The organism is Paraburkholderia lebeckiae, from assembly GCF_050436325.1.
GTDB classification, from domain to species: Bacteria; Pseudomonadota; Gammaproteobacteria; order Burkholderiales; family Burkholderiaceae; genus Paraburkholderia; species Paraburkholderia tuberum.
Genome location: NZ_JBNDLZ010000002.1, coordinates 282728 through 302664, shown reverse-complemented (window position 1 = coordinate 302664; position 19937 = coordinate 282728). Strand labels below are relative to the sequence as shown.

The 19937-nt window shown below is 65.0% G+C and carries 16 protein-coding genes; 3 read left to right on the top strand and 13 right to left on the bottom strand.

The features are described 5' to 3' along the window. Positions 1 to 223: 223 nt before the first annotated feature. Complete coding sequence (locus OKW44_RS04405) at positions 224 to 2881, top strand: mechanosensitive ion channel domain-containing protein (RefSeq protein WP_018425273.1); 2658 nt, start codon at positions 224 to 226, stop codon at positions 2879 to 2881. Between the two features lie 46 nt (positions 2882 to 2927). On the opposite strand, the gene OKW44_RS04400 is transcribed toward OKW44_RS04405, so the two are convergent. From OKW44_RS04400 to OKW44_RS04370, 7 genes are all read right to left on the bottom strand, one after another. Continuing rightward, complete coding sequence (locus OKW44_RS04400) at positions 2928 to 5189, bottom strand: ATP-dependent DNA helicase (RefSeq protein WP_018425274.1); 2262 nt, start codon at positions 5187 to 5189, stop codon at positions 2928 to 2930. Further along, on the bottom strand, positions 5186 to 6955 hold the full coding sequence (locus tag OKW44_RS04395) for a VRR-NUC domain-containing protein (protein ID WP_018425275.1): 1770 nt from the start codon (positions 6953 to 6955) through the stop codon (positions 5186 to 5188). The genes OKW44_RS04400 and OKW44_RS04395 overlap by 4 nt, the downstream gene beginning before the upstream one ends. Positions 6956 to 7024: 69 nt before the next feature. Beyond that, positions 7025 to 7609, bottom strand: a complete 585-nt coding sequence (locus OKW44_RS04390; protein ID WP_018425276.1) for a LutC/YkgG family protein — start codon at positions 7607 to 7609, stop codon at positions 7025 to 7027. Then, the gene (locus OKW44_RS04385) at positions 7596 to 8999 is read right to left on the bottom strand and encodes a lactate utilization protein B (protein WP_018425277.1); all 1404 of its coding nucleotides are present in this window, start codon (positions 8997 to 8999) and stop codon (positions 7596 to 7598) included. The genes OKW44_RS04390 and OKW44_RS04385 overlap by 14 nt, the downstream gene beginning before the upstream one ends. Beyond that, positions 8996 to 9739 (bottom strand): (Fe-S)-binding protein, encoded by a 744-nt coding sequence (locus OKW44_RS04380; RefSeq protein WP_018425278.1) that lies wholly within the window; start codon positions 9737 to 9739, stop codon positions 8996 to 8998. The genes OKW44_RS04385 and OKW44_RS04380 overlap by 4 nt, the downstream gene beginning before the upstream one ends. Before the next feature lie 145 nt (positions 9740 to 9884). After that, positions 9885 to 10631, bottom strand: a complete 747-nt coding sequence (locus tag OKW44_RS04375) for a FadR/GntR family transcriptional regulator (RefSeq protein WP_018425279.1) — start codon at positions 10629 to 10631, stop codon at positions 9885 to 9887. A 94-nt stretch (positions 10632 to 10725) separates the two neighbouring features. Then, the gene (locus tag OKW44_RS04370; RefSeq protein ID WP_018425280.1) at positions 10726 to 12540 is read right to left on the bottom strand and encodes a S10 family peptidase; all 1815 of its coding nucleotides are present in this window, start codon (positions 12538 to 12540) and stop codon (positions 10726 to 10728) included. Positions 12541 to 12755: 215 nt separating this feature from the next. Here OKW44_RS04370 and OKW44_RS04365 point away from each other — a divergent pair, with 215 nt between their 5' ends. Further along, positions 12756 to 13745 carry a hypothetical protein gene (locus tag OKW44_RS04365; RefSeq protein WP_018425281.1) on the top strand — a complete coding sequence of 330 codons (990 nt, stop codon included), beginning with the start codon at positions 12756 to 12758 and terminating at the stop codon, positions 13743 to 13745. A 23-nt stretch (positions 13746 to 13768) separates the two neighbouring features. On the opposite strand, the gene OKW44_RS04360 is transcribed toward OKW44_RS04365, so the two are convergent. Both OKW44_RS04360 and OKW44_RS04355 read right to left on the bottom strand, forming a co-directional pair. Beyond that, positions 13769 to 14944 (bottom strand): pyridoxal phosphate-dependent aminotransferase, encoded by a 1176-nt coding sequence (locus OKW44_RS04360; RefSeq protein ID WP_018425282.1) that lies wholly within the window; start codon positions 14942 to 14944, stop codon positions 13769 to 13771. A 216-nt stretch (positions 14945 to 15160) separates the two neighbouring features. After that, entirely contained in the window at positions 15161 to 16648 is a 1488-nt protein-coding gene (locus OKW44_RS04355) for an RNA polymerase factor sigma-54 (RefSeq protein ID WP_018425283.1), read from the bottom strand. Between the two features lie 509 nt (positions 16649 to 17157). Here OKW44_RS04355 and OKW44_RS04350 point away from each other — a divergent pair. Beyond that, positions 17158 to 17496: a BON domain-containing protein gene (locus tag OKW44_RS04350; protein ID WP_018425284.1), complete on the top strand. Its 339-nt coding sequence runs from the start codon at positions 17158 to 17160 to the stop codon at positions 17494 to 17496. A gap of 94 nt (positions 17497 to 17590) precedes the next feature. Here OKW44_RS04350 and OKW44_RS04345 read toward each other — a convergent pair whose 3' ends face one another. The 4 genes from OKW44_RS04345 to OKW44_RS04330 form a co-directional block, all read right to left on the bottom strand. Further along, positions 17591 to 18043: a PA2169 family four-helix-bundle protein gene (locus OKW44_RS04345; RefSeq protein ID WP_018425285.1), complete on the bottom strand. Its 453-nt coding sequence runs from the start codon at positions 18041 to 18043 to the stop codon at positions 17591 to 17593. 262 nt (positions 18044 to 18305) lie between these two features. After that, entirely contained in the window at positions 18306 to 18887 is a 582-nt protein-coding gene (locus tag OKW44_RS04340) for a glycine zipper domain-containing protein (protein ID WP_018425286.1), read from the bottom strand. A 97-nt stretch (positions 18888 to 18984) separates the two neighbouring features. Next, on the bottom strand, positions 18985 to 19329 hold the full coding sequence (locus OKW44_RS04335) for a DUF1488 family protein (protein ID WP_018425287.1): 345 nt from the start codon (positions 19327 to 19329) through the stop codon (positions 18985 to 18987). Then, on the bottom strand, positions 19326 to 19898 hold the full coding sequence (locus tag OKW44_RS04330; protein ID WP_026226670.1) for a DUF4142 domain-containing protein: 573 nt from the start codon (positions 19896 to 19898) through the stop codon (positions 19326 to 19328). Before OKW44_RS04330 ends, OKW44_RS04335 begins: the two co-directional genes overlap by 4 nt. Positions 19899 to 19937: the final 39 nt, after the last annotated feature.

The following is a 19937-nucleotide window of genomic DNA, read 5'->3' as shown; positions in this document are numbered from 1 at the left end:
GGCTTTCTGCTGCCTTCGACAGGCCTGCCGGCCATCATCCGCTATCCTGTCGGGTCAACGCCCCGCCGGACGGGCGCCGCTCTCGCGGCCCTTTCGCCCGTCCGGCGGGCCTCTGCCGCAGGAACTTCAGCGCCCCGCCCCGTGTCGGTCCCGGGTCGCCCCGCTGAAACAGCCCATGTTCCGGCACAATCGTCCGCACTGGCCTCATCCCGCTTTACACCCTATGCAAAAATTTCTGCGTGTCTGTTTTTTCATTTTTCTGCTCGCAGGCGCGGCGCCCGTCTTCGCCGCCGCGCCTGAGCCTGCCCATCCCACGCCCGCGACACCCGCTTCCGCCGCCGTCACGCTGACACCTCAGCAGGCCCGCGACGCGCTCGCCGTCCTGAACGACCCCAAACGTCGCGCGCAAGTCGCCGATACGCTGCAAGCGATCGCCGCGGCCGGCGCGTTGAGCGCGCCGCCCGCATCCGCGCCGGCGGCGGCGTCGGCGCCCGCCGCCGCAAGCGGCGCAGCCGCGCTCGTGCCGGACGCGTTCAAATCCAATGGCCTCGCCTCGCAACTCGCGCGCGAGGGCGCGCATTACGCCGGCTATCTCGCGACCTCGCTGCGCGGCTCGATCGCCGCGCTGCTCGACGTCGCGTCGGTGCGCGCATGGTGGAACTGGCAGTTTGCCAATCCGCACGCGCGCGCGGTGCTGTTCGAGGTGCTGTGGTCGCTGCTGGCCGCGCTGATCCCCGCTCTGGTGCTCGAATGGCTGGCGCGGCGGCTGCTGCGGCGCGTCTATCGGGCGATCGCCGCGCGCCGCGAAGCCGCGCGGCAGGATGACAACGACAACTCACCGCCGCCCGCGCACGACGCCGGCGCCGCGCCGACCGGTCATCCGCCGACCAGCACGCCGCCGCTGCCCCCGATCTCATCGGTGCCGTCAGTGCTCGAAGCGGAGGCGCAAGCCGTCGCGACTGGCCCGGCCGCGCCGTACGCGACGCCATCCGCCAAAGGCCGCGCCATCGAAGCCGAAGGCAAGCGCAACGCGACGCACCACTGGACGCTGCTGCAACGTCTGCCGCGCGCGTTGCTGATCACGCTGCTGCGGCTCGTGCCGATCGCGGTGTTCGTCGGCGCGGCGAGCGCGCTGATGTCGATCTTCACCGGCAACGGCACGCCGCAGGATCGCGCGCTCGATTCGCTGATCGACGTCTATGTGGTGTGCCGCTGCGTCGTGATCGTCGGCGCGTTCTTCCTGCAGCCGAGCGCACCGCGTCTGCGGCTGCTGCGCATGGGCGATGCGTGGGCCGCGTTCGTGCTCGGCTGGATCGTGCGAATCGTCAGCGTGGTCGGCGCCGGCGTCGCGCTAGCCGAAGTCGCGCAGGCGCTTGGCATGAACGACGCCGCGCATCTCGCGCTGCTGAAAGTGGTCGCACTCGCCGGTCACGTGATGATCTCGATCCTCGTGCTGCGCTGCGCGAAACCCGTCGCCAACCGGATCCGCAATCGCTTCGCCGCTCACGAGTCGTTGGAGATGTTGGGCAACGCGTTCGCGGACGCGTGGGCCGTGGTGACCGTGGTCATCGTGATGGGCCTGTGGTTCGTCTGGGCCTTCGACGTACGGAACGGCTATCACGCGCTCGTGAATATCGGCGGCATGACGCTCGCGATACTGATCGGCGCGCGGCTCGTGTCGATCGTGATCTTCGGCGCGCTCGCGCGCATCTTTCATGTGCAGGACGAAGCGTCACGCTCGCTCGTGCATGAGCACGCCTACCGATACTATCCGGCGCTGCGGCGCGTGATCGGCTGGATCATCGGCAGCGTCACCGCGCTGGTGCTGTTGCAGGCGTGGGGCGTCGACGTCATCGATCTGTTCCGCAGCGGCACGATCGGCCACCGGCTCGCCTCGGCGCTCGCGACGATCGCCGTCGCCGCGATCATCGCGCTGGTGGTGTGGGAGGTCGTCAACGTGTCGGCCGAACGTCGCCTCGATAACTGGACGAGCAGCGGCGATCTGGTGCGCGCCGCGCGTCTGCGCACCTTGATGCCGATGCTGCGCACCGCGCTGTTCTGCGTAATCGCGCTCGTCGTCGTGCTGACCGGCCTGAGCCAACTCGGCGTGAACATCGGCCCGCTGCTCGCGGGCGCGAGCATCTTCGGCGTCGCGCTCGGCTTCGGCTCGCAGAAGCTCGTGCAGGACTTCATCACCGGCATCTTTCTGCTGATGGAAAACGCGATGCAGGTCGGCGACTGGGTCACGCTCGCGGGTGTGTCGGGCACCGTCGAATATCTGTCGATTCGCACCGTGCGGCTGCGCGGCGGCGACGGCTCGCTGTTTACGGTGCCGTTCAGCTCGGTGTCGACCGTGAACAACACGAATCGCGGCATCGGCAACGCGGCGGTGCGCGTGAATATCGTGTTCGGCCAGGACGTCGAGCGCGCGATCGACACGCTGAAGGAAATCGGCGCATCGCTGCGCACGGACGACAACTTCAAGGACGGCATCCTGGCGGACTTCTCGTTCTGGGGCGTCGATGCGGTCGACGGTTCGGCGATCACGCTGGCCGGCCAGATGCAATGCCGCGATACGTCGCGCTGGGGCGTGCAACGCGAATTCAACCGACGCATCCTCGAGCGCTTCAGCGAACTCGGCATCGAGATCGCGAATCCGCAGCGTCATCTGCTCACGTGGGACCCGGCGAGCAAGGCCAGGTTCGATACGGCCCTGCCGCGCGAACGCCATGGCGACCGGCCGGACGGCGACGCCGCGGGGGACGGTCACGCTCCGCACAAGGGCGACGCGCCGCTCGACGACCAGATCCCGGTTGATCCGAGCCCGGCCGGCGGCCCTGGTACGCCCGGCAATCCGGGCTCGACCTCGCCGCACGCGTAACGCGTCGCGCGTCGCGCGCGTAAAGGTTCGCTAGCCCGGCGCGGTGCTAGCGAACCTGCCACCAGCGCGGCAACAGGCGCCGCACTTCCGGCCGGCGAAAGCGGTCGTCGATCAGATGCACGACGCCGCGGTCCTCTTCGGTACGGATCACGCGCCCCGCCGCCTGCACGACTTTCTGCAAACCCGGATACAGGTACACGTAGTCGTAGCCATTGCCGAAGCGCGCATCGAGCGCGCGGCGCATCTGCTCGTTGACGTCGTTGATCTGCGGCAAACCGAGCGTCGCGACGAACGCGCCGATCAGTTGCTGCCCGGTCAGATCGACACCCTCCGAAAACGCGCCGCCGAGCACCGCGAAGCCGATGCCCTGATTCATCGTCCTGAAGCGCGCGAGAAACGCATCGCGCGCGGCTTCGTCCATGCCGGGTTCCTGCGCCCACACCGGCAAGCCGGGATGCCGCTCGCGCAGCAGCGCGACCACGCGTTGCAGATAGTCGAAACTGCTCAGGAACCCGAGATAATTGCCGGGCTGGGTGTCGTACTGCTTCGCGATCAGCTCCACGATCGGCGCGAGCGAGCGTTCGCGGTCACGCCAGCGCGTCGACACATGAGCGGCCACGTGCACCTGCAACTGCTCCGCGCGAAACGGTCCCTCGACGTCGAGCCATTGCGTGTCGTCGGCGAGCCCAAGTGTGTCGCGATAGAAATGCTGCGGATTCAGCGTGCCGGAGAACATCACCGTGGTACGCGCAGCCGCATAGCGTGGCGCGAGGAACGGCGCCGGGATCACGTTGCGCACGCAGAGCGTCGCACTGGTTTTGTCGCGCGGCGCGTAGCGGTCGGCGCTCAATGTCACGTCGAACATCGAGTGCTCGCCGAACTGTTCGGCGAGCGCGACGAAGTGCATCACGTCGAAGAAAACGCGCAGCGCATGTTCGTCGATCGACAACGGCGCGTCGGCGAGCTGATCCGTTACCTCGCCGATCAGATTCTGCGCGGCGGACAGCAATTTGCTGGGCACCTCCGCATACACGTGATAGCTGGACGTCTGCGTGCGCTTCACCGCGTTCCACTCGCGCTGCAAGCGTTCGAGCGGCCTCTTCAACGCCGCCGGCGCGCTCTTGCGCGCGAGCCGGAACGCGCTTTGATCGAGCGACGCGGTATACATGCGCCGCGCGCGTTCGAGCAGGTTGTGCGCTTCGTCGACCAGCACGCCGACGCGCCACTGGTTGATCTGCGTGAGCGCATGCAGCATCGCGCTCCCGTCGTAGTAGTAGTTGTAATCGCCGACGATCACATCGGCCCAGCGCGCGAGCTCCTGCGACAGATAGTACGGACAGATATTGTGCGTGAGCGCAGCCTCGCGCACCGCCGCGCGATCGAGCCGTGGCGTCGTCAACGCGGCGGCGCGCGCCGCATCGAGACGGTCGTAAAAGCCGCGCGCGAGCGGACAGGACTCGCCGTTGCAGGCTTTGTCCGAATGCTCGCAGGCTTTGTCGCGCGCGACGAGTTCGAGCGTTCTGAGCGGCAACGGCGCGCTCTGGTGCAGCGAGTCGATCGCATCGAACGCAAGCGCGCGGCCCGGCGTCTTCGCGGTCAGAAAGAACACGCGATCGAGCCGGTCTTCGCCGCAGGCTTTCAGCAACGGAAAAATCGTCGCCAGCGTCTTACCGATACCGGTCGGGGCCTGCGCCATCAACGGCTTGCCGTCGCGTGCCGCGCGATACACGGCCACCGCGAGCTCGCGCTGCCCGCGCCGAAACCGCCCATACGGAAACTGCAACGCGACGAGCGCCGCGTTGCGCGCGACGCGATGCGCGTCTTCCTGCACGGCCCAATCGAGAAATCGTTCACACTGGTCGACGAAGAAGATTTCGAGTTCGCGCGCGCTGTGCTGCTGCGTCAGCACGGTTTCCTTCTGACTGCCGATATCGAAGTACACGAGCGCGATCGTCAGCTCGCCGAGCCCGCGCGCCCGGCACAGCAGATGCCCATACACGAGTGCCTGCGCCCAATGCAGCACGCGATGATTCGCGGGCATACGCGCGAGATCGCCGCGATACGTCTTCACTTCTTCGAGCCGGTTCGCGATTCCGTCGTAGCCGTCCGCGCGGCCACGCACGGTCAGACTGCGATGCGAGCCCGTCAGCGTGAGCTCGGTTTCGTAGCCGCTCGCGCGGCGGCCGGCGACCATCTGATGACCCGCGATGCCTTCGAGCGAAGTCGGCGCGGGCGTGAAGCGCAGATCGAGATCGCCGCGCCGAGCGGTGAATTCGCACATCGCGCGGACAGCCACCACGTAGCTCATACGACGCGCTCCGCTGCGGCTTGCGTCGCGGCGTCCGCTTCGCTCTGCGCCTCTTGCCCGGCCCAGCGCACGTCGACGACGCGCACCGGCATGCCGTGCTGCGCGCAGTACGCGAGCCAGCGGATCTGGTTGTCCTGCAGACGATCGCCGGGGCCTTTCACCTCGATCAGTTCATAGCGACGCTCGGCCGGCCAGAACCGGATCAGGTCGGGCAAGCCCGAACGATTGCCGCGAATGTCGCGCAGCAAGCGCTCGAAGCACAGCTTCAGATGCGCGGCGGGCAGACAGTCGAGCGCGAGCGCGATGAGGTCGGGCGTCAGCAGTCCCCAGAACACAAACGGCGACTGCATGCCGGCCTTGTCGTGCAGATGCCGCAGAATCGTGTCGCGATAGACGCCGTTATCGAGCTGCGCCAAGCACGCGGCGAACTGGGTGGCGCGACGCGCGTGAAAGTCCGGCGCGTGCAGATCGGCCGGTCCGCGTTGGAACGGATGAAAAAACGCGCCGGGCAACGCCGCGAACACCGGCTCCCAGCACAGCAGGCCGAACAGCGAATTGATCAGCGCGTTCTCGACGTAGTGCACCGGCGCGGCGTCGCTGCTCAAATGATCGCGCACCACGTACTCGACGGCCACCGGCGTATCAGGCTTCGGCAGCACCAGCGTGCCGCGCTCCACAGGCCTCGCCGCTGCTGCGCGCGGCACCGGCTCGCCGCACTTGCGGCGCAAGCGCGGCAACATCCGGGCGACGCGCTGCGCCTCTTCTTCGCTCTCAGGCGCGGCATCGGCCTGCGAGGCCAGCGCCAGCGCTTCGCCGTAACGCTCGCTGCGCTCGAGCACGCGCATGCGTCGAAGACGCGCGCCGGGCCAGGCGCACGCGTCGTACACCGCGAGCGCGGTGTCCCATTGCCCGCGCCGCTCGCAATCCTGGCCGATCCGGAACAGTAGTTTCGCGCGACGCATTTCGAGCCACGGATTCGCGGTGCCGATCGAGCGGACGGTCGCGATCAGTTCGTGAAGGGTGGGTGTGTCGGTGTCGACCGGTAGCCATTCGAGCGCTTCGCGGCACGCGTGCAGCGCGAGATAGACGTCGACGTCCGCGCGTTGCTGGAACGCGCGCGACAAAGGCCCGAACGCGACCTTCTCGTACTGGAACACGCCAAGATCGGCCAGCACGAACTCCGACCAGTCCTGATGCAGATTGCCGAAGAACATCAGGCGCAAGCGATCGCACAACGGCGCGATCGCGACGTGCAGCACGCGGTCCGTAGAAGCGTCGTGCCAGGCGGCGAGCGGACGTGATGTGCAGGCTTGCGCGTCGCCGCTTGCGGTTTCGTAAAACTCGCGCAGCGTTTCGAGCAGATCCGGTTTGCGCAAAGCCTTTGCGCCCGGAATCCGCGCGATCGCGTCCGCGAAGATGTCCAGCAATTGCGCACGCGTGCTGAGCGCAAACAGGTCGTCGAGAGACAGGGCCGGCTCGGTGTCGATCCAGCGATGCACCGTCATCGGCATCGCCGCCTGCAACGGACAGCCGATTTCGTCGTAAGCCAGGCGGCTCGCGCGGAACAGCATGCCTTTGCGCATCAGCATGCGCACCAGCAGCGCACGCGATGCCTGCGGCAACGTCGCGAAAGTTTCCAAAAAAGCGTGCTCTTCGTCGTCGAGCAGATCGTCGTAACGCGCGGCGAGCCACGCAAGCGCGCGCTCGAAATTCAGCAGGTAGTAAGGGGCTTCAGAGCGAATCTCTGAGCGAGCATCGGTTGCCACGGACTTTGTGCGGGACCTGTATGTTTATACAGTGATGATAGCAAAGTCCGGCGCCGCAACCGCCGCACATTAGCCCGCGAGCCACACGACCGTCAGCGAGCGCACGCCCTGCGCGCCGCGAATCAGTACGCCCTCGATATCGGCGGTGGCCGAAGGGCCGGTAACGAGCGCCGCGTAGCGCGCCCTGCGGAAATCGTCGCGACGATAGACGTCTTGCAGTCCATCGAGCAATTGCGCCGGATCGAGCAGCACGACCAGATGCTGGACGATGTAGCCCAATGCATTGACCACATATTCGCGCTCGCTAAACCACACCGAGCCGGTTTCGGCGACGCCAAACCGCGCACGGACCAAACCGACGTCGACGTCCTGCAGCGATGCGGGGTCCGTATCCGCGCCGATCACGCGCGTGCCCGGCACTTCGGCGCTCGCCGATGCGATCGATGCCGTCGCGCCAAAACGCTCGCGAATCAGATCGCTGACGTCGCTCGCGCTGGCCGCTTCGACGCAAGTGCCGCCCATCGTTTGCAACGCCGCGGTGAAGCGCGCCCGCAGATCGCCGCCAAGCGCATCGAACAGCGGCACGTCGGGACGCGGCCGCGCGGCCGGTTGCGCGGCGCGCACTTTGGCGAGAAAAGCCTCACGCGTTGTCATCGCCGCCTCCGCGATTCTTTTTGTACCAGGCATGAAAAGTCATCTTCGGCGCCTCCGGCAATTCGCGCTGCCGGCCCCAGATATTCAGAGGGTTGTACAGCACGAAATTCGGCAGCCGCCGCAACGCGCTGCCCATCGACGACACCGTCGCGCGATACAAGGTCGGACTCGATAGCAGACGTCCCGCCATCTTCAGGACTTCCTGCTTCACGAACGGCACTTCGTGCTGCTCGGCGATCACCGCGCGCCACTTATAGATCTGCTCGTGAATGTTGATCTTCACCGGACACACATTCGTGCAACTGCCATTGAGTGTCGATGCGAACGGCAACGCGCTATAGCGTTTCAGATCGAACGTCGGATTGATGATCGCGCCGATCGGCCCCGAATAGGTGCCGCCATACGACAGGCCGCCGCTGCGTCGATAGACCGGACACGTATTCATGCACGCGCCGCAGCGTATGCATTTGAGCGAGTACCAGAAGTCCTCCATCGCGAGCCGTTCGGAGCGGCCATGATCGACGAGGATGAAATGCATCTCGGTGCCCGGCCGCGGCGCACGAAAATGCGACGTGTACTGCGTGATCGGCGAACCCAATGCGCTGCGCGAAAGCATGCGCACGAACACGCCGAGATCCGACACCTTCGGGATCAGCTTCTCGATTCCGATCGATGCGATATGCAGCGGCGGCACGTTCGCCGAAAGATCGGCATTGCCCTCGTTCGTGCAGACGACGACCGTGCCGGTTTCCGCCACCGCGAAATTGCAGCCGGTCATGCCAGCGGTTTTCTCGCGCACGAAATACGGTCGCGTATTCATGCGCTGACTCTCGGCCAGATAGTGGATGTCGCTGTTCGTCGGATCGGTGCCGATGGTCCGGCCGAACAGCTCGGCCACGTCCGCGCGCAGCTTGTGCACGGCCGGCACGACCATATGACTCGGGTCCTGGTGATCGAGTTGCTGGATGCGCTCGCCGAGGTCCGTTTCCATCACGGTAATGCCGCGCGGTTCGAGATACTCGCGCATCCGGCATTCGTCGGTCAGCATCGACTTGCTCTTCACGAGCGTCGTCATGCCGCGCTCGGACATCAGCGTGTGGACGATCGCGTTGTGCTCTTCCGCGCTCGCAGCCCAATGCAAGACCACGCCATTGGCCTCGGCCGCCGCCGCGAACTGCTCCAGGTAGTCGGCCAGATGCGACAGCGTGTGTTCCTTGATGCCCGACGCCAGCGAGCGCAACGTTTCCCATTCGGCGATGCCGTGCGCCTGCGCGTCGCGCTTCTCGCGCAGGTCCCACAGACGCTTGTCGTGAAACGCGACATGCTCGGTCTTGCTGATGAAAGAACCCGCGGCTTTGGCGTGATCGATGCGGTGATGGTCGTCGCTCATGCGCGTGCTCCATTGAGAACCTGCGCGATATGAATGAAGCGCGCGTCGGCTTTCATGCGTTCCGCGCAACCCTGCTGGTGCATCAGGCACGACATGTCGCCCGAAACGATGTACTCGGCGCCCGCATCCAGATGGTCGCGCACCTTGTCCTGCCCCATGCGCACCGACACCGCCTCTTCGGTGACCGAGAACGTGCCGCCAAAACCGCAACATTCGTCGGGCCTCGCCGGCTTGACGAACTCGATGCCCTTCACGCCTTCGAGCAACGCGCGCGGCTTCGAAAACGGCGTGCCGGCGATTTCCGACGCCGACGCCTGTTTCAGATGACGCAGTGCGCTGCAACTGGTGTGCAGACCGACTCTATGCGGAAATTCGGCCCAAGGAAATTCGCGCGCGCCGATCACATCGTGCAGAAACTCGACCAGTTCGTAAGCGCCTGCGCGTACTTTCTTCACTTCGTCGGTCTGCTCGAGCGCGGTGAGATGTTCGCGCACGTGGTGAATGCAACTCGCGGACGGCCCGACGATGTAGTCGTAACCCGCGAAGTTGCGCGCGAATAGTCGCTCCGTGGCGGCGGCGTCCGCATGCGCGCCGCTATTGGCCATCGGCTGGCCGCAGCAAGTCTGCTGCTGCGGATAGTCGACCTCGATGCCGAAACGTTCGAGCAGTTCGAGCGTCGCGATACCGACCTCGGGATAGAACGCGTCGATAAAGCACGGGATAAACAGCGCGACTTTCATAGGCTCTTCAGGAAAAGCGGCGGGAACGATGTCTGTTGACCGGTGCGGCCCGTCTGGGCGTCTTGGTCATGTTGGTCTGACCAAGACTATAAAAAAGTCCGTTGGCGGTGTCAATTCGGACGGCGCGGGCCTCGAAATCAGGGAATCAGGAAATCACCGCGGCCGACGGCTTCGTCGCATCGTCCTTGTAAATCTCCCGCACGAACGCCAGATGCCGCTCGGCGGCCTTGCGTGCCTTGGGCGCATCGCGTGCGACGACCGCGTCGTAAATCGCCTGGTGCTGGCTCATCAACTGCTTTTCCATCGCGTCGTCGTAATCGATCAACCGATGATACTGGCGCATGCCCTCGCGAATCAGCGTATGAATGCCGTGCATCACATGCGCCAGCGCGACATTGTGCGTGGAGTCGGCGATCGCGAGATGAAACGCGGCATCGAGTTCGGCGAGATTCGCGCGATCGCGCGACAGCGACGCGGCCTTCAACGCCTCGAACGCCGCGCGGATTTTCTTCAGATCGGTGGCGGTTGCGCGCTGCGCGGCATAGACCGTCGAAATCGCTTCGAGCCCCTGGCGCAACTCCAGAATGTCGGCACTGGTGCGCGGATTCTGCAGCAACAGTTCGGCAAGCGGCTTCGAGATGATGGGCGCGGTCACGTCGACCACCGTGAAACCGCCGCGCCCCGACGTTTCGATGTAACCGTCCGCCTCCAGCCGGATCAGCGCCTCGCGCAGCGATGGTCGCGACACGCCGAGCTGCGCCGCGAGATCGCGCTCGGCCGGCAGACGGTCGCCGGGCATCAGCGTGCCCTCCGAGATCAGTTGCTTGATCTGGTCGGACACCACGTCGGAAATGCGCTTGCGCGCGAAGGACGGAATCGGGGTGAATGGCATAAGCGGCGAACGATGAAGCCAGTTGACAGAGCGCGCGGCTACTCCACGGTGCGGGGAATTATACCGTTCGACACCATGCGACGATTCGCCGATCTCAACGCGGCTGCTCCGTATAAAAGCTCACGAGGTCACGCTTCATCGCGTGCAGCGCGGCATCGTCGAGATACACCATATGGCCGGTCGGATAGTAGGCGATGCGCACGTTCTCGCGCAACGACCGATCGAGGCCGAGATGCGCGAGCGCATATTCGGTCGCATAGAACGGCGTGGCGAGATCGAAGTAGCCGTTCAGCGATAACACCCGCAACCGCGGATTCTGCCGCATCGCTTCGGCCAGATCGCCGCCCGCGTAGGGCAGCTCCAGCCGTTCGCCCCACCATTCGCGATGTTTCCAGTCCCATTGCTTCAACGCGTCGTCGCTGAACACCAGGTAACGGTCGGTTGGCGTGTAGTGCAGGTCGTCCGACAGATGCTGATGAAGCGCCGCATTGAACGCATTCGACACGCTGCTCACCGACGCATCGAAGTCCGGATCCTCCGATGCATCGTCGTAGTTCAGGCCTTCGAAACGCGCATCGTAGCGGCCCAAGCTGCGCGACTCGTTGCGCAGCAACTCGTTTCGAAAACGCGACGGATAAAGACGCAGACGGTTACGCTTCACGAAACCCACGTCCAATCCGGTGAAGTACGCGATGCGCGCGGCGATCGCGTCGCGCTGATCGTCGGGCAGCGCATCGCCCTGTCCGAGCGCCTGCGCATAGGGTCCGCGGGCGAACGCGCGTGCTTCGTCGAGAAAGGCCGGCAGGCTCGCGGGCTTCGGCGTGACCTTGTCGTGATACCACGCGATCGCCGCGAAACTCGGCAGATAACTCTCGCTCTTGAAATCGGTGCCTGGCGCGAACGCCGCGGAATTGAGCACCGACGACAGCAGGATCACGCCGTTCAGCGCGATATTGTTCTGTCCCAACCGATAAGCGAGCATCGCGGCGCGCGCGGTGCCATACGATTCGCCAAGCAGGTACTTCGGCGAATTCCAGCGCTGGTTCACCGTCAGATAACGGTCGATGAATTGCGCAAACGCACTGACGTCCTGATCGACGCCCCAGAAGTCCTTGCCCGTGCCATGCCCGACCGGTCTCGACAGGCCCGCGCCGACCGCGTCGATGAACACGAGGTCGCTGGTGTCGAGCAGGCTGTCGGGGTTGTCGTCGAGCGTGTAAGGCGCGGGCGGCGTGCTCGCGGGGCTCGCGGTGCGCACGCGTTTCGGGCCGACCGAGCCCATCATCAGGAATACGCTGCCGGCGCCTGGGCCGCCGTTGAACAGAAAGGTGATCGGACGCGTCGCAGGCGTCCTGGTCGGCACCGTGTATGCGACATAGAACACGCTCGCGTTGGGCGCGCCGGTCTTGTCGTGCAGCAACAGATTGCCCGCGCTCGCCGTGTAGTCGAGCTTGCGACCGTTCAGGCGAAGCGAATGGGTGGTGACGCTGGTGGTTTCGGGCGGCACGGGAATCGCGGGCGTCGAAGCCCTGTCGTCGCGAGGCCTTGCCGTCGCGTCGGCCGAGTCGGGTGCATGCGATGCAGCCTGCGTGTCGCCGCGCGCAGCCGTCCGCTTGCGCGGCTCACCGTCCGGGCGCGCCGTCATCGCGTGCGGCTCGCTCGGTTCGCCGACCGGCGACGCGTTCGCCTCCGGTCCCTGGCGTGGTGCGATCGGCGCGGATGCGGCGGCGTCCGTGCTTCCCTCCGTTGCCGTGCTTTCCGAGGTGCTCGACGCATCGGCCTGTTCGGCTGCCATGCACTGTTCGCCGAACGGCACCACACCGGCGACAGAAATCGTCACCGTCAGCGCGGCGGCCGGTAATCCGGCTGTCAGCAAGCGGCGCAATGAAAAAGAGAAGCGAGGGATCATGAAGTCTTCCGCGACGAGTCGAAACGCGCTGGAATCGGGCTAGCCGGGTTCGGGAGCACACCCGGCGCTCGATTCTTGACGCAAGTTTGCGCGGCGTCAACCGTCTGCGTCACCGCACGCCGAACATGACAAAGCGCTTTTTGCTCGACGTGGCGCACACCTGCGCAGTCATGGCAGAATCGACAGCGCCTTCGTCGCCTTGTCGAGAATACCCAATGGACCAACTGGTACTGGATGCATTCGACGCTGCCGCGCTGATCCCCGGCTTTCGCGCGCCGCAACTGCCGCACGAGCAGCCCGCCCCCTCGACCCTCGACGCCGCCGACCGCGCGATGCGGCACTGGACTAGCACCGTCAGCGGCCCGCTGCCGCCCGGCTCCGACGTGCACCGGCAGGAAATGTGCCGCATGTTTCGCGAGACCTTCAATCCGTATCGCCCGGCCGTGCTCGCATGGCCGCAGCTCGAAGCCGCGACGCTCAAGCGTATCGTCGATCTGCCGATCTGGGACATCGCCGTGCAAACCGAAGGCAGGGCGCGCCTGCGCATGGCCGCCTACGCGGCCACGCTCGACACCCCGGACCTGCGCGACGCACTCGCGCTGAACGCGTGGGAAGAGAACCGCCATAAGGAAGTGCTGTCGCGCATGGTGCATGCATATGGCATCGCGCTCGCGAGCGAGCCGTCGTACGTCTATCCGAAAGACACGGAACGGGCTTACCTCGTGACCGGCTATAGCGAATGTATCGACAGCTTCTTCGCATTCGGCCTGTTCGAGGTGGCGCGGCGCTCGGGCCTGTTCCCGCCGGCACTGACCGAGACATTCGAGCCGGTGATGCAGGAAGAGTGCCGCCATATTCTGCTGTTCGCGAACTGGGTCGCCTGGCATCGCGCGCGGCTTTCATGGTGGCAGCGCATCCGCTTCGAGCTCAAGGTGGCGGGCGTGTGGGCGTTTCTGGTGTGGGAGCGCATTGGGCTCGCTCGTGCGATTGATGCTGAGGGCAACGTCCACGAGCACGATAACAACTTCACGGTAAACGGCGCGCAGTCGGTAACGGATGTCGATATCAGCGTGCCCGAATTGATGCAGCTGTGTCTTCAGGAGAATGAGCGGCGATTTGTTGGGTATGACCCTCGGCTGTTGCGGCCCGAAACGATGCCGCGGCTGGTGCGCTTCGGCTTGAAATTCGTGCGCAGGAAAAAGTAAGCCGCGCCGAACGCACCGCCCTCTCAGCCCCGCCCCCCTTCCACGAACCGCGCGATCCTCTCGCACGCCTCGATCAATCGATCCTCGCCCACCACCAGCCCCAACCTCACGAAGCCGTTCGCCGTCTCCCCGAACGCACTCGCGTCGAGCACGGCCACGCCTTGTGCGCGAAACAGCTGCCATGTGAACTCGGTCGTATCGAGCCCGGTCCCGCTGACGTCGACCATCATGAACATGCCCGCTTCGGGCAACAGGCACCGCAAGCCCGGCACACGATGCAAGCGCTCGAACACGACGTCGCGCCGCCGCCGGTAGATCTCGCGAATATCGGCGACGATCTCCGCCCTGTTCTCCAGAGCCGTCAACGCGGCCTGCTGGATGAAACCCGGCAGGCCGTACAGCATCGCGAGCGCGAGCCGCGCCATGTGCTCGATCAGCGTCGCGGGCCCGACTGTCCAGCCGACACGCCACCCCGCCATCGCATGCGACTTCGACAGACTGCCGAGCGTGACCGTGCGCTCCGCCATGCCGGACAGCGACGCAATGCTCACGTGATCGCGTTCGAACGTGAGTTCCGCATAGACCTCGTCGGACAGCACCCACAGGTCGTGCTCGCACGCGAGCCGCGCGATGCGCTCGAGATCGGCGCGCTGCATCACCACGCCGGTCGGGTTGCACGGCGTCGCGAAGAAGATCGCCTTCGTGCGCGGCGTGATCGCCGCTTCGAGCGCGTCGCAGTCGACGTGAAACGCGCGCGCCGGATCGACCGGCACCGCGACGAGCGTCGCGCCCGCCGCGCGCACGCAGGCCTCGTAGGTCAGATACATCGGCTCGGGAACGATCACGTCGTCGCCCGCTTCGAGCAGGCACAGCGACACCGCGAACACGCCGTTTTGCGCGCCGGCGGTCAGCACCACGTTGGCGGCGCTCACGTCGCAGCCCGTCGTGCGCGCGTGCTCGGCGGCGATCGCGGCGCGCAGCGGCTCGCGACCGGCCATCGCCGTATAGTGCGTATCGCCGGCCCGCAACGCATCGATGGCGCGCTCGACGATCGGCGCGGGCGTCGAGAACTCGGGATCGCCAACGCTCAGCACGATCACGTCTTCGCCCCTGGCAGCCGCCTGCTGCGCGACCCGATGAATTTCCCACGCCGACGTGCGCCGCCCTTGCAGTCGCTCGACCAGATTCGAATACTTCATTGCGCTCACCCGTTGTAGTGCGATCCGTTGCGCCGATCTCTTCCCATTTGACCCGCCAATGTAAAGGCACGCCGGCGAAACGTCCAGATACGAAAAAGGGTCATGCGAGCGGACGATCTCGCATGACCCTGTGCGCAATGTACTGCTGTTTGAATGACTGCTTTGGTTCAAACCCCGGCCAAGTTTTTTTCAAACCCCCGTTATAACTTCGGCGCGTCAAAGCTGCCGGCGCAGTTCAGCCGGCGGCACCTTCATCAGATGCCGGTATTTCGCCACCGTGCGTCGCGCGACCAGCACGCCCTGGTCCGCGAGCATCTTCGCGAGCGTTACGTCCGACAGTGGATCGTGCGTATTTTCCGCGGCGATCATCTCCTTGAGCAACGCGCGCACCGCGGCGGCCGAGCAGGTTCCGCCGCTTTCGGTGCCGAGCTCGCGCGGGAAGAAATGCTTGAACTCGAAGATGCCGCGCGGCGTCGCCATATATTTGTTGCCCGTCGCGCGCGAGATCGTCGATTCGTGCAGGCCCAGCTCGTCAGCCACGTCACGCAGCACCATCGGCTTCAGCGCGATCTCGCCGTACAGGAAGAATGCCTTCTGATGCGCGACGATGCATTCGGCAACCCGCTGAATCGTATCGAAGCGCTGTTGCGCGTTGCGGATCAGCCAGCGCGCCTCCTGTAGCTGCTGCGCAAGCGGCGAACGGCTCGCGCCGGCCGACTGCGCGAACAGCTGCGCATACATGCGATGGATTCGCGCCCGCGGCTGCACCGCCGGATTGATCGACACGACCCACTTGTTGCGCACCTGACGCACGATCACGTCGGGCACGACATAGTTATCCTCGGTGCGGCCGTAGCAGTTGCCGGGCTTCGGATCGAGCTTGCGCACCAACGCGCAAGCCACACGCAATTCCTCCGCGCTGCAGCCGATCTGTTTTTGCAACTCGGCCTGCTCGCGGCGCGCGAGCCTTTCCAGATGATGCTCGGCGATCTGCCGCGCGACTTCGCGTCCTGGCGTATTGGCGGGTAGCGCATTGATCTGCAGCGCGAGGCATTCCGATAGCGAACGCGCGCCGAGCCCCGGACGATCGAGCGCCTGCACGAGGCGCAACGCCACCAGCAGTTCTTCCTCGGTCAGCGTGGGTTCCAGATCGACGCTATCGGCCAGGTCGGCCAGCGACTGCCGCAGATAGCCGTCGTCGTCGAGCGCCTCGATGATGAAACGGGCCACGGCGCGATCGCGGTCGTCTAGCCGGTACAGGCGCAACGCGTCGTGCAACTGCTCGCGCAGCGTGGGTTGAGAGCGAGCCCAATCGGCCGGGTCGCTGCCGTCCGCGTCGCCGTTCTGGCGCGTCGAGTTGCGCGAACCGTAGTCGCCGTAAAAATCGGCGGGCACGTCGTCCTGGCCCGCGCTTTCGGGCGTATCGCTACCGGCGCTTTCCGCCGGCAGTCCGTCCGGCTCGGCGGCGGCAAGCGTATCGGCGGCGGGCGGCGCGTTGGCGTCTTCGCCTTCGCCTGGCGTCGTGCCGGCGAGCGCGACGTCCTCCGCTTCGGACGAGTCGTATTCGAGGAACGGATTGGTATCGAGCGCCGTGCGCAATTCCTGCTGGAACTCGAGAGCCGACAATTGCAAGAGCCGCACCGACTGCTGAAGACGAGGCGTCAGTGCGAGAGACTGCCTTGTGCGTAGTTCGATTGAAGGCATTGGAGTGATCCCGTTCGTTAGTAGCCTCAGGCTCAATGAGCCAAGTTCACTGATCAATGCAACGTCTGTACCAGCTCGCACAAGACGCTGTTTTGATTGCGCTTTGTTTTATTCAGGAGGATGAATTGCCTCGACCGGCGCGCCGGTTTTTACAAACGGCAGGCAATTTTCGGTCCCCTTTCTTCACATCTCCGGCAGGCTCGCGCATGGGCGCGCCGCAGCCCTATTCATCAGTCGAAACTCCCCGGTGCATGCGGCTTTTGCGAGCGGCATGGATTGGCTCGCACACGGCAGGCACGATGGTTGCGGAGCAACGGTGTGTGGACGGACGCAGCCCTTCGCAAACGCCTCGGTTGAGCGCGGATGCGAGTACAGCGTCCGGTGTCGAGAAACGGGCCCCTGACGGTACCGTAGCGGCGACGATCCCACGTGCGTCATCAGCGGCTTCGGCCGCGATCGGCCACCGGCAACAAGACCGCCATTTTCATCACCACCTGAAGGAGAGAACCATGAAGACGATCCAGCTTCTGAAGACCGCAGGCAGCATCGCCGTCGTCGCGTTCGCGCTGAACGCGAACGCCCAGACCAGCGCTTCGGCCCCGCCCGCGGCGTCGGAAAGCGTCGGCCAGCATATCGACGATGGCACCATCACGACCAAGGTCAAGGCTGATCTGCTTGCCGCGAAGAACGTCAAATCGACGCATATCCACGTGAAGACCCGCAAGGGCGTCGTGTGGCTCACGGGTTCGGTGCCTTCGGCCGACGACAAGTCCGCCGCCGAAGATGTCGTGCAAAGCGTGAAGGGCGTGACCAGCGTGAAGAACCATCTGAAGGTCGCGGCCGACTGATATCCGCGCGCTCGGGTCGCACCGATTCGACTGAACAGAACGTAAAAGAGCCGGCTAGCAGAGCCGGCTCTTCCTTATTGCACTGACGCATCGATCAATGCTTCATTGCCGCATACTGGTCGCGCAGATCGCGCACCCGGTCATGCGTTTGCAGCACGCCCTGGTACTGCCGCTCGACGATGGCCCGCACGTCCGCCGGCAAATCCTTTTCCAGCGCGTCGTGATAGCGTTTCTTCGCGACGTCCTCGCCTTTTTCGCACTCGGCGAGAATCGCATGGTCGCTGCGATTCGATACCGCCGATTTCACATCGACCCAGCCGCGATGCAGCGCACCGCTCATGCTGCCGCCGGTTTCGGGCTTGCCGCCCAGTGTCTGAACGGCATCCTGCAACTCACGCGCGCCGCGCGAGCAGTCCTCGGCACTCGAGCGGAACAGCGTCTTCAGCTGTTCGTCGTGCGCATCCTCGGCTGCCTTCATAAAGCCCTTTTCGCCATCCTTCGACGTTTCGACCAGATCGTTCAATACGGAAACAACGTTGGTAGCCATTCAATACCTCCAAGGGTTTCGTTCATCGCGGAATCCGCCGCGCGGGGCTTTTTATGTGCCTCGCGATGAATCGGTTCGACGCGCGGCGGGCTGCATTTGATAGCCCGCATCACGCGTGCCCGGCACTGCATCGCCCGACGCAGCAGCCGCGCGATCCACGGCAACCGTGGGTGTAGCGCGACGTCGAAACAGCGCGGTAAACGGCAAACGGCCCGATGATCGTCATCGGGCCGTTTTTTGCTGGTATGCCGCGTCGCTCAAATCACGCGCGCTTCTCCGCGAATTCCTTGATCGGCTCGGGCGTCTTCAGCGGATCGAAATCGGCCCAGCGTCCCTGCTGCCAGCGGCCAGTCGCCTTCTCGATCGACACGCCGCCCGCTTCACGTAGCACGCGCGCGGCATCGAGCTGATTGTCGGGCGACACGTGCACGGCGACGAGCACGCCCGAATCGCGCGCCTCCTCGTGATACGGCACGCGATAGTCCGATTTGCCGCGCTCCTTGGTGCGCGACATCGCGCCGACCAGCGAGCCGACATACGCGCCGACGCCGGCCGCGATCAGCGACACCAGCAGCGGCGCGGAAAACACCGCGAAGATCGCCACGCCAATCACCGCGCCAATCACCGCGCCGATCGTCACGCCCATGCCCGCGCCTTTAGGCGCCTCGCGCGCGCCGGGGTCGGTATCGGTGTCGCCGCCGATCGGGAAACGAGCATGCTGGCCGCGCGGATTGACGAAAAACAGCGTAACGTCCTCTTCCACGAAACCCGCATCGAACAGTTTTTGCGCCCCGCTTTCCGCAGCGGGAAAAGTCGTGAAGCGTGCTGCGACGATGAGTGACATACGGCCTCCTTATCGTTAACTACCGTTCGCGGACCATCCTGTGGCCGGTGGCGCGAGTCGGAAGCAGCGCGCCCAGTCAATGCGACACGCAGCGGCGCTACGCCGCGGCGCCGCGATCCGGTTCCATGCCTTCCACTCTGAACAGTCCGCTATGCAACACTACGCCTTCTCCGTTGTTCTGGTCGAGCGCTTCCGCGCAGACCGAGCGGATGCGCTGACGGCCTCCGTCGAAAGCGGCCATCAACGCGGCTTCAAGCGCGGACTCCGCGCCGAAATGATCTTCCAGAGCCTCGGCAGTGATCGCGCAAACCACTGGCTCGCCATCGACGCGCGCAAGAAAGCGCACGGTCAGATTGGCGCCGTCGAAGGCCGCTTCGTCATCGGGGAAAGTGATCTGCATCAGAGAGTCCTCATAAGCAGGCCGTGGCAGGATCGCGTTCATGACGAGCCCTTCAATTTGCCGGCCAGTTGCTGCGCCATCTCGAGGTGATGCTTGATGGTTGGCAGCGCTTGCGCGGCCGCGGCCTTCAGTTGCGAGTCGGTGCCGCTCGCGCTTTGCTGCTGGAACAGGTCGACCGCGCGCTGATGCGCTTCCACGCCGACCTGCTCGACATAGGCCTGATCGAACTCGGTGCCCTTCAACGTCTGCAGTTTGCCGACCAGCGCGGAATCCGCGGACGGCGTCGGCTTGAAGCCCTTCTTCGCGACCAGCCCGGCCATTGCGTGCGACAGCTTCGTGTGGTCGGCGATCATCTGTTGAGCGAACGCCCTGACATGCGGATCGTTGGAGTTCTTCAGCGCGATCTTGCTAGCGGCGATTTCGGTGGCGTCCGACTTCGACGCTTCGAGCACGAACTGCTGATCCGCAGGTGACAGCGTCGTGCTGCCGGTCGGCGCTGCGCTCGCGGGCGCATCGCTCGCCTGCGCGCAGGCCGTGTCGATCGATGCCGCGCTCACGCCCAACACGGCCAGCGCGGCAGTCAACACTTGTAGGGAATACCGGAATTTCATGCATTTTCTCCCTGTCGAATCACCGATGCGCAGGCTCCG

What these genes read in the sequence shown, in the direction of transcription:
- OKW44_RS04330 (WP_026226670.1), bottom strand. Translation starts at nt 19,898, where the DNA reads ATGAAATTCCGGTATTCCCTACAAGTGTTGACTGCCGCGCTGGCCGTG.
- OKW44_RS04380 (WP_018425278.1), bottom strand. Translation starts at nt 9,739, where the DNA reads ATGAAAGTCGCGCTGTTTATCCCGTGCTTTATCGACGCGTTCTATCCC.
- OKW44_RS04365 (WP_018425281.1), top strand. Translation starts at nt 12,756, where the DNA reads ATGGACCAACTGGTACTGGATGCATTCGACGCTGCCGCGCTGATCCCC.
- OKW44_RS04355 (WP_018425283.1), bottom strand. Translation starts at nt 16,648, where the DNA reads ATGCCTTCAATCGAACTACGCACAAGGCAGTCTCTCGCACTGACGCCT.
- OKW44_RS04405 (WP_018425273.1), top strand. Translation starts at nt 224, where the DNA reads ATGCAAAAATTTCTGCGTGTCTGTTTTTTCATTTTTCTGCTCGCAGGC.
- OKW44_RS04345 (WP_018425285.1), bottom strand. Translation starts at nt 18,043, where the DNA reads ATGGCTACCAACGTTGTTTCCGTATTGAACGATCTGGTCGAAACGTCG.
- OKW44_RS04350 (WP_018425284.1), top strand. Translation starts at nt 17,158, where the DNA reads ATGAAGACGATCCAGCTTCTGAAGACCGCAGGCAGCATCGCCGTCGTC.
- OKW44_RS04400 (WP_018425274.1), bottom strand. Translation starts at nt 5,189, where the DNA reads ATGAGCTACGTGGTGGCTGTCCGCGCGATGTGCGAATTCACCGCTCGG.
- OKW44_RS04360 (WP_018425282.1), bottom strand. Translation starts at nt 14,944, where the DNA reads ATGAAGTATTCGAATCTGGTCGAGCGACTGCAAGGGCGGCGCACGTCG.
- OKW44_RS04340 (WP_018425286.1), bottom strand. Translation starts at nt 18,887, where the DNA reads ATGTCACTCATCGTCGCAGCACGCTTCACGACTTTTCCCGCTGCGGAA.
- OKW44_RS04375 (WP_018425279.1), bottom strand. Translation starts at nt 10,631, where the DNA reads ATGCCATTCACCCCGATTCCGTCCTTCGCGCGCAAGCGCATTTCCGAC.
- OKW44_RS04370 (WP_018425280.1), bottom strand. Translation starts at nt 12,540, where the DNA reads ATGATCCCTCGCTTCTCTTTTTCATTGCGCCGCTTGCTGACAGCCGGA.
- OKW44_RS04385 (WP_018425277.1), bottom strand. Translation starts at nt 8,999, where the DNA reads ATGAGCGACGACCATCACCGCATCGATCACGCCAAAGCCGCGGGTTCT.
- OKW44_RS04390 (WP_018425276.1), bottom strand. Translation starts at nt 7,609, where the DNA reads ATGACAACGCGTGAGGCTTTTCTCGCCAAAGTGCGCGCCGCGCAACCG.
- OKW44_RS04335 (WP_018425287.1), bottom strand. Translation starts at nt 19,329, where the DNA reads ATGAACGCGATCCTGCCACGGCCTGCTTATGAGGACTCTCTGATGCAG.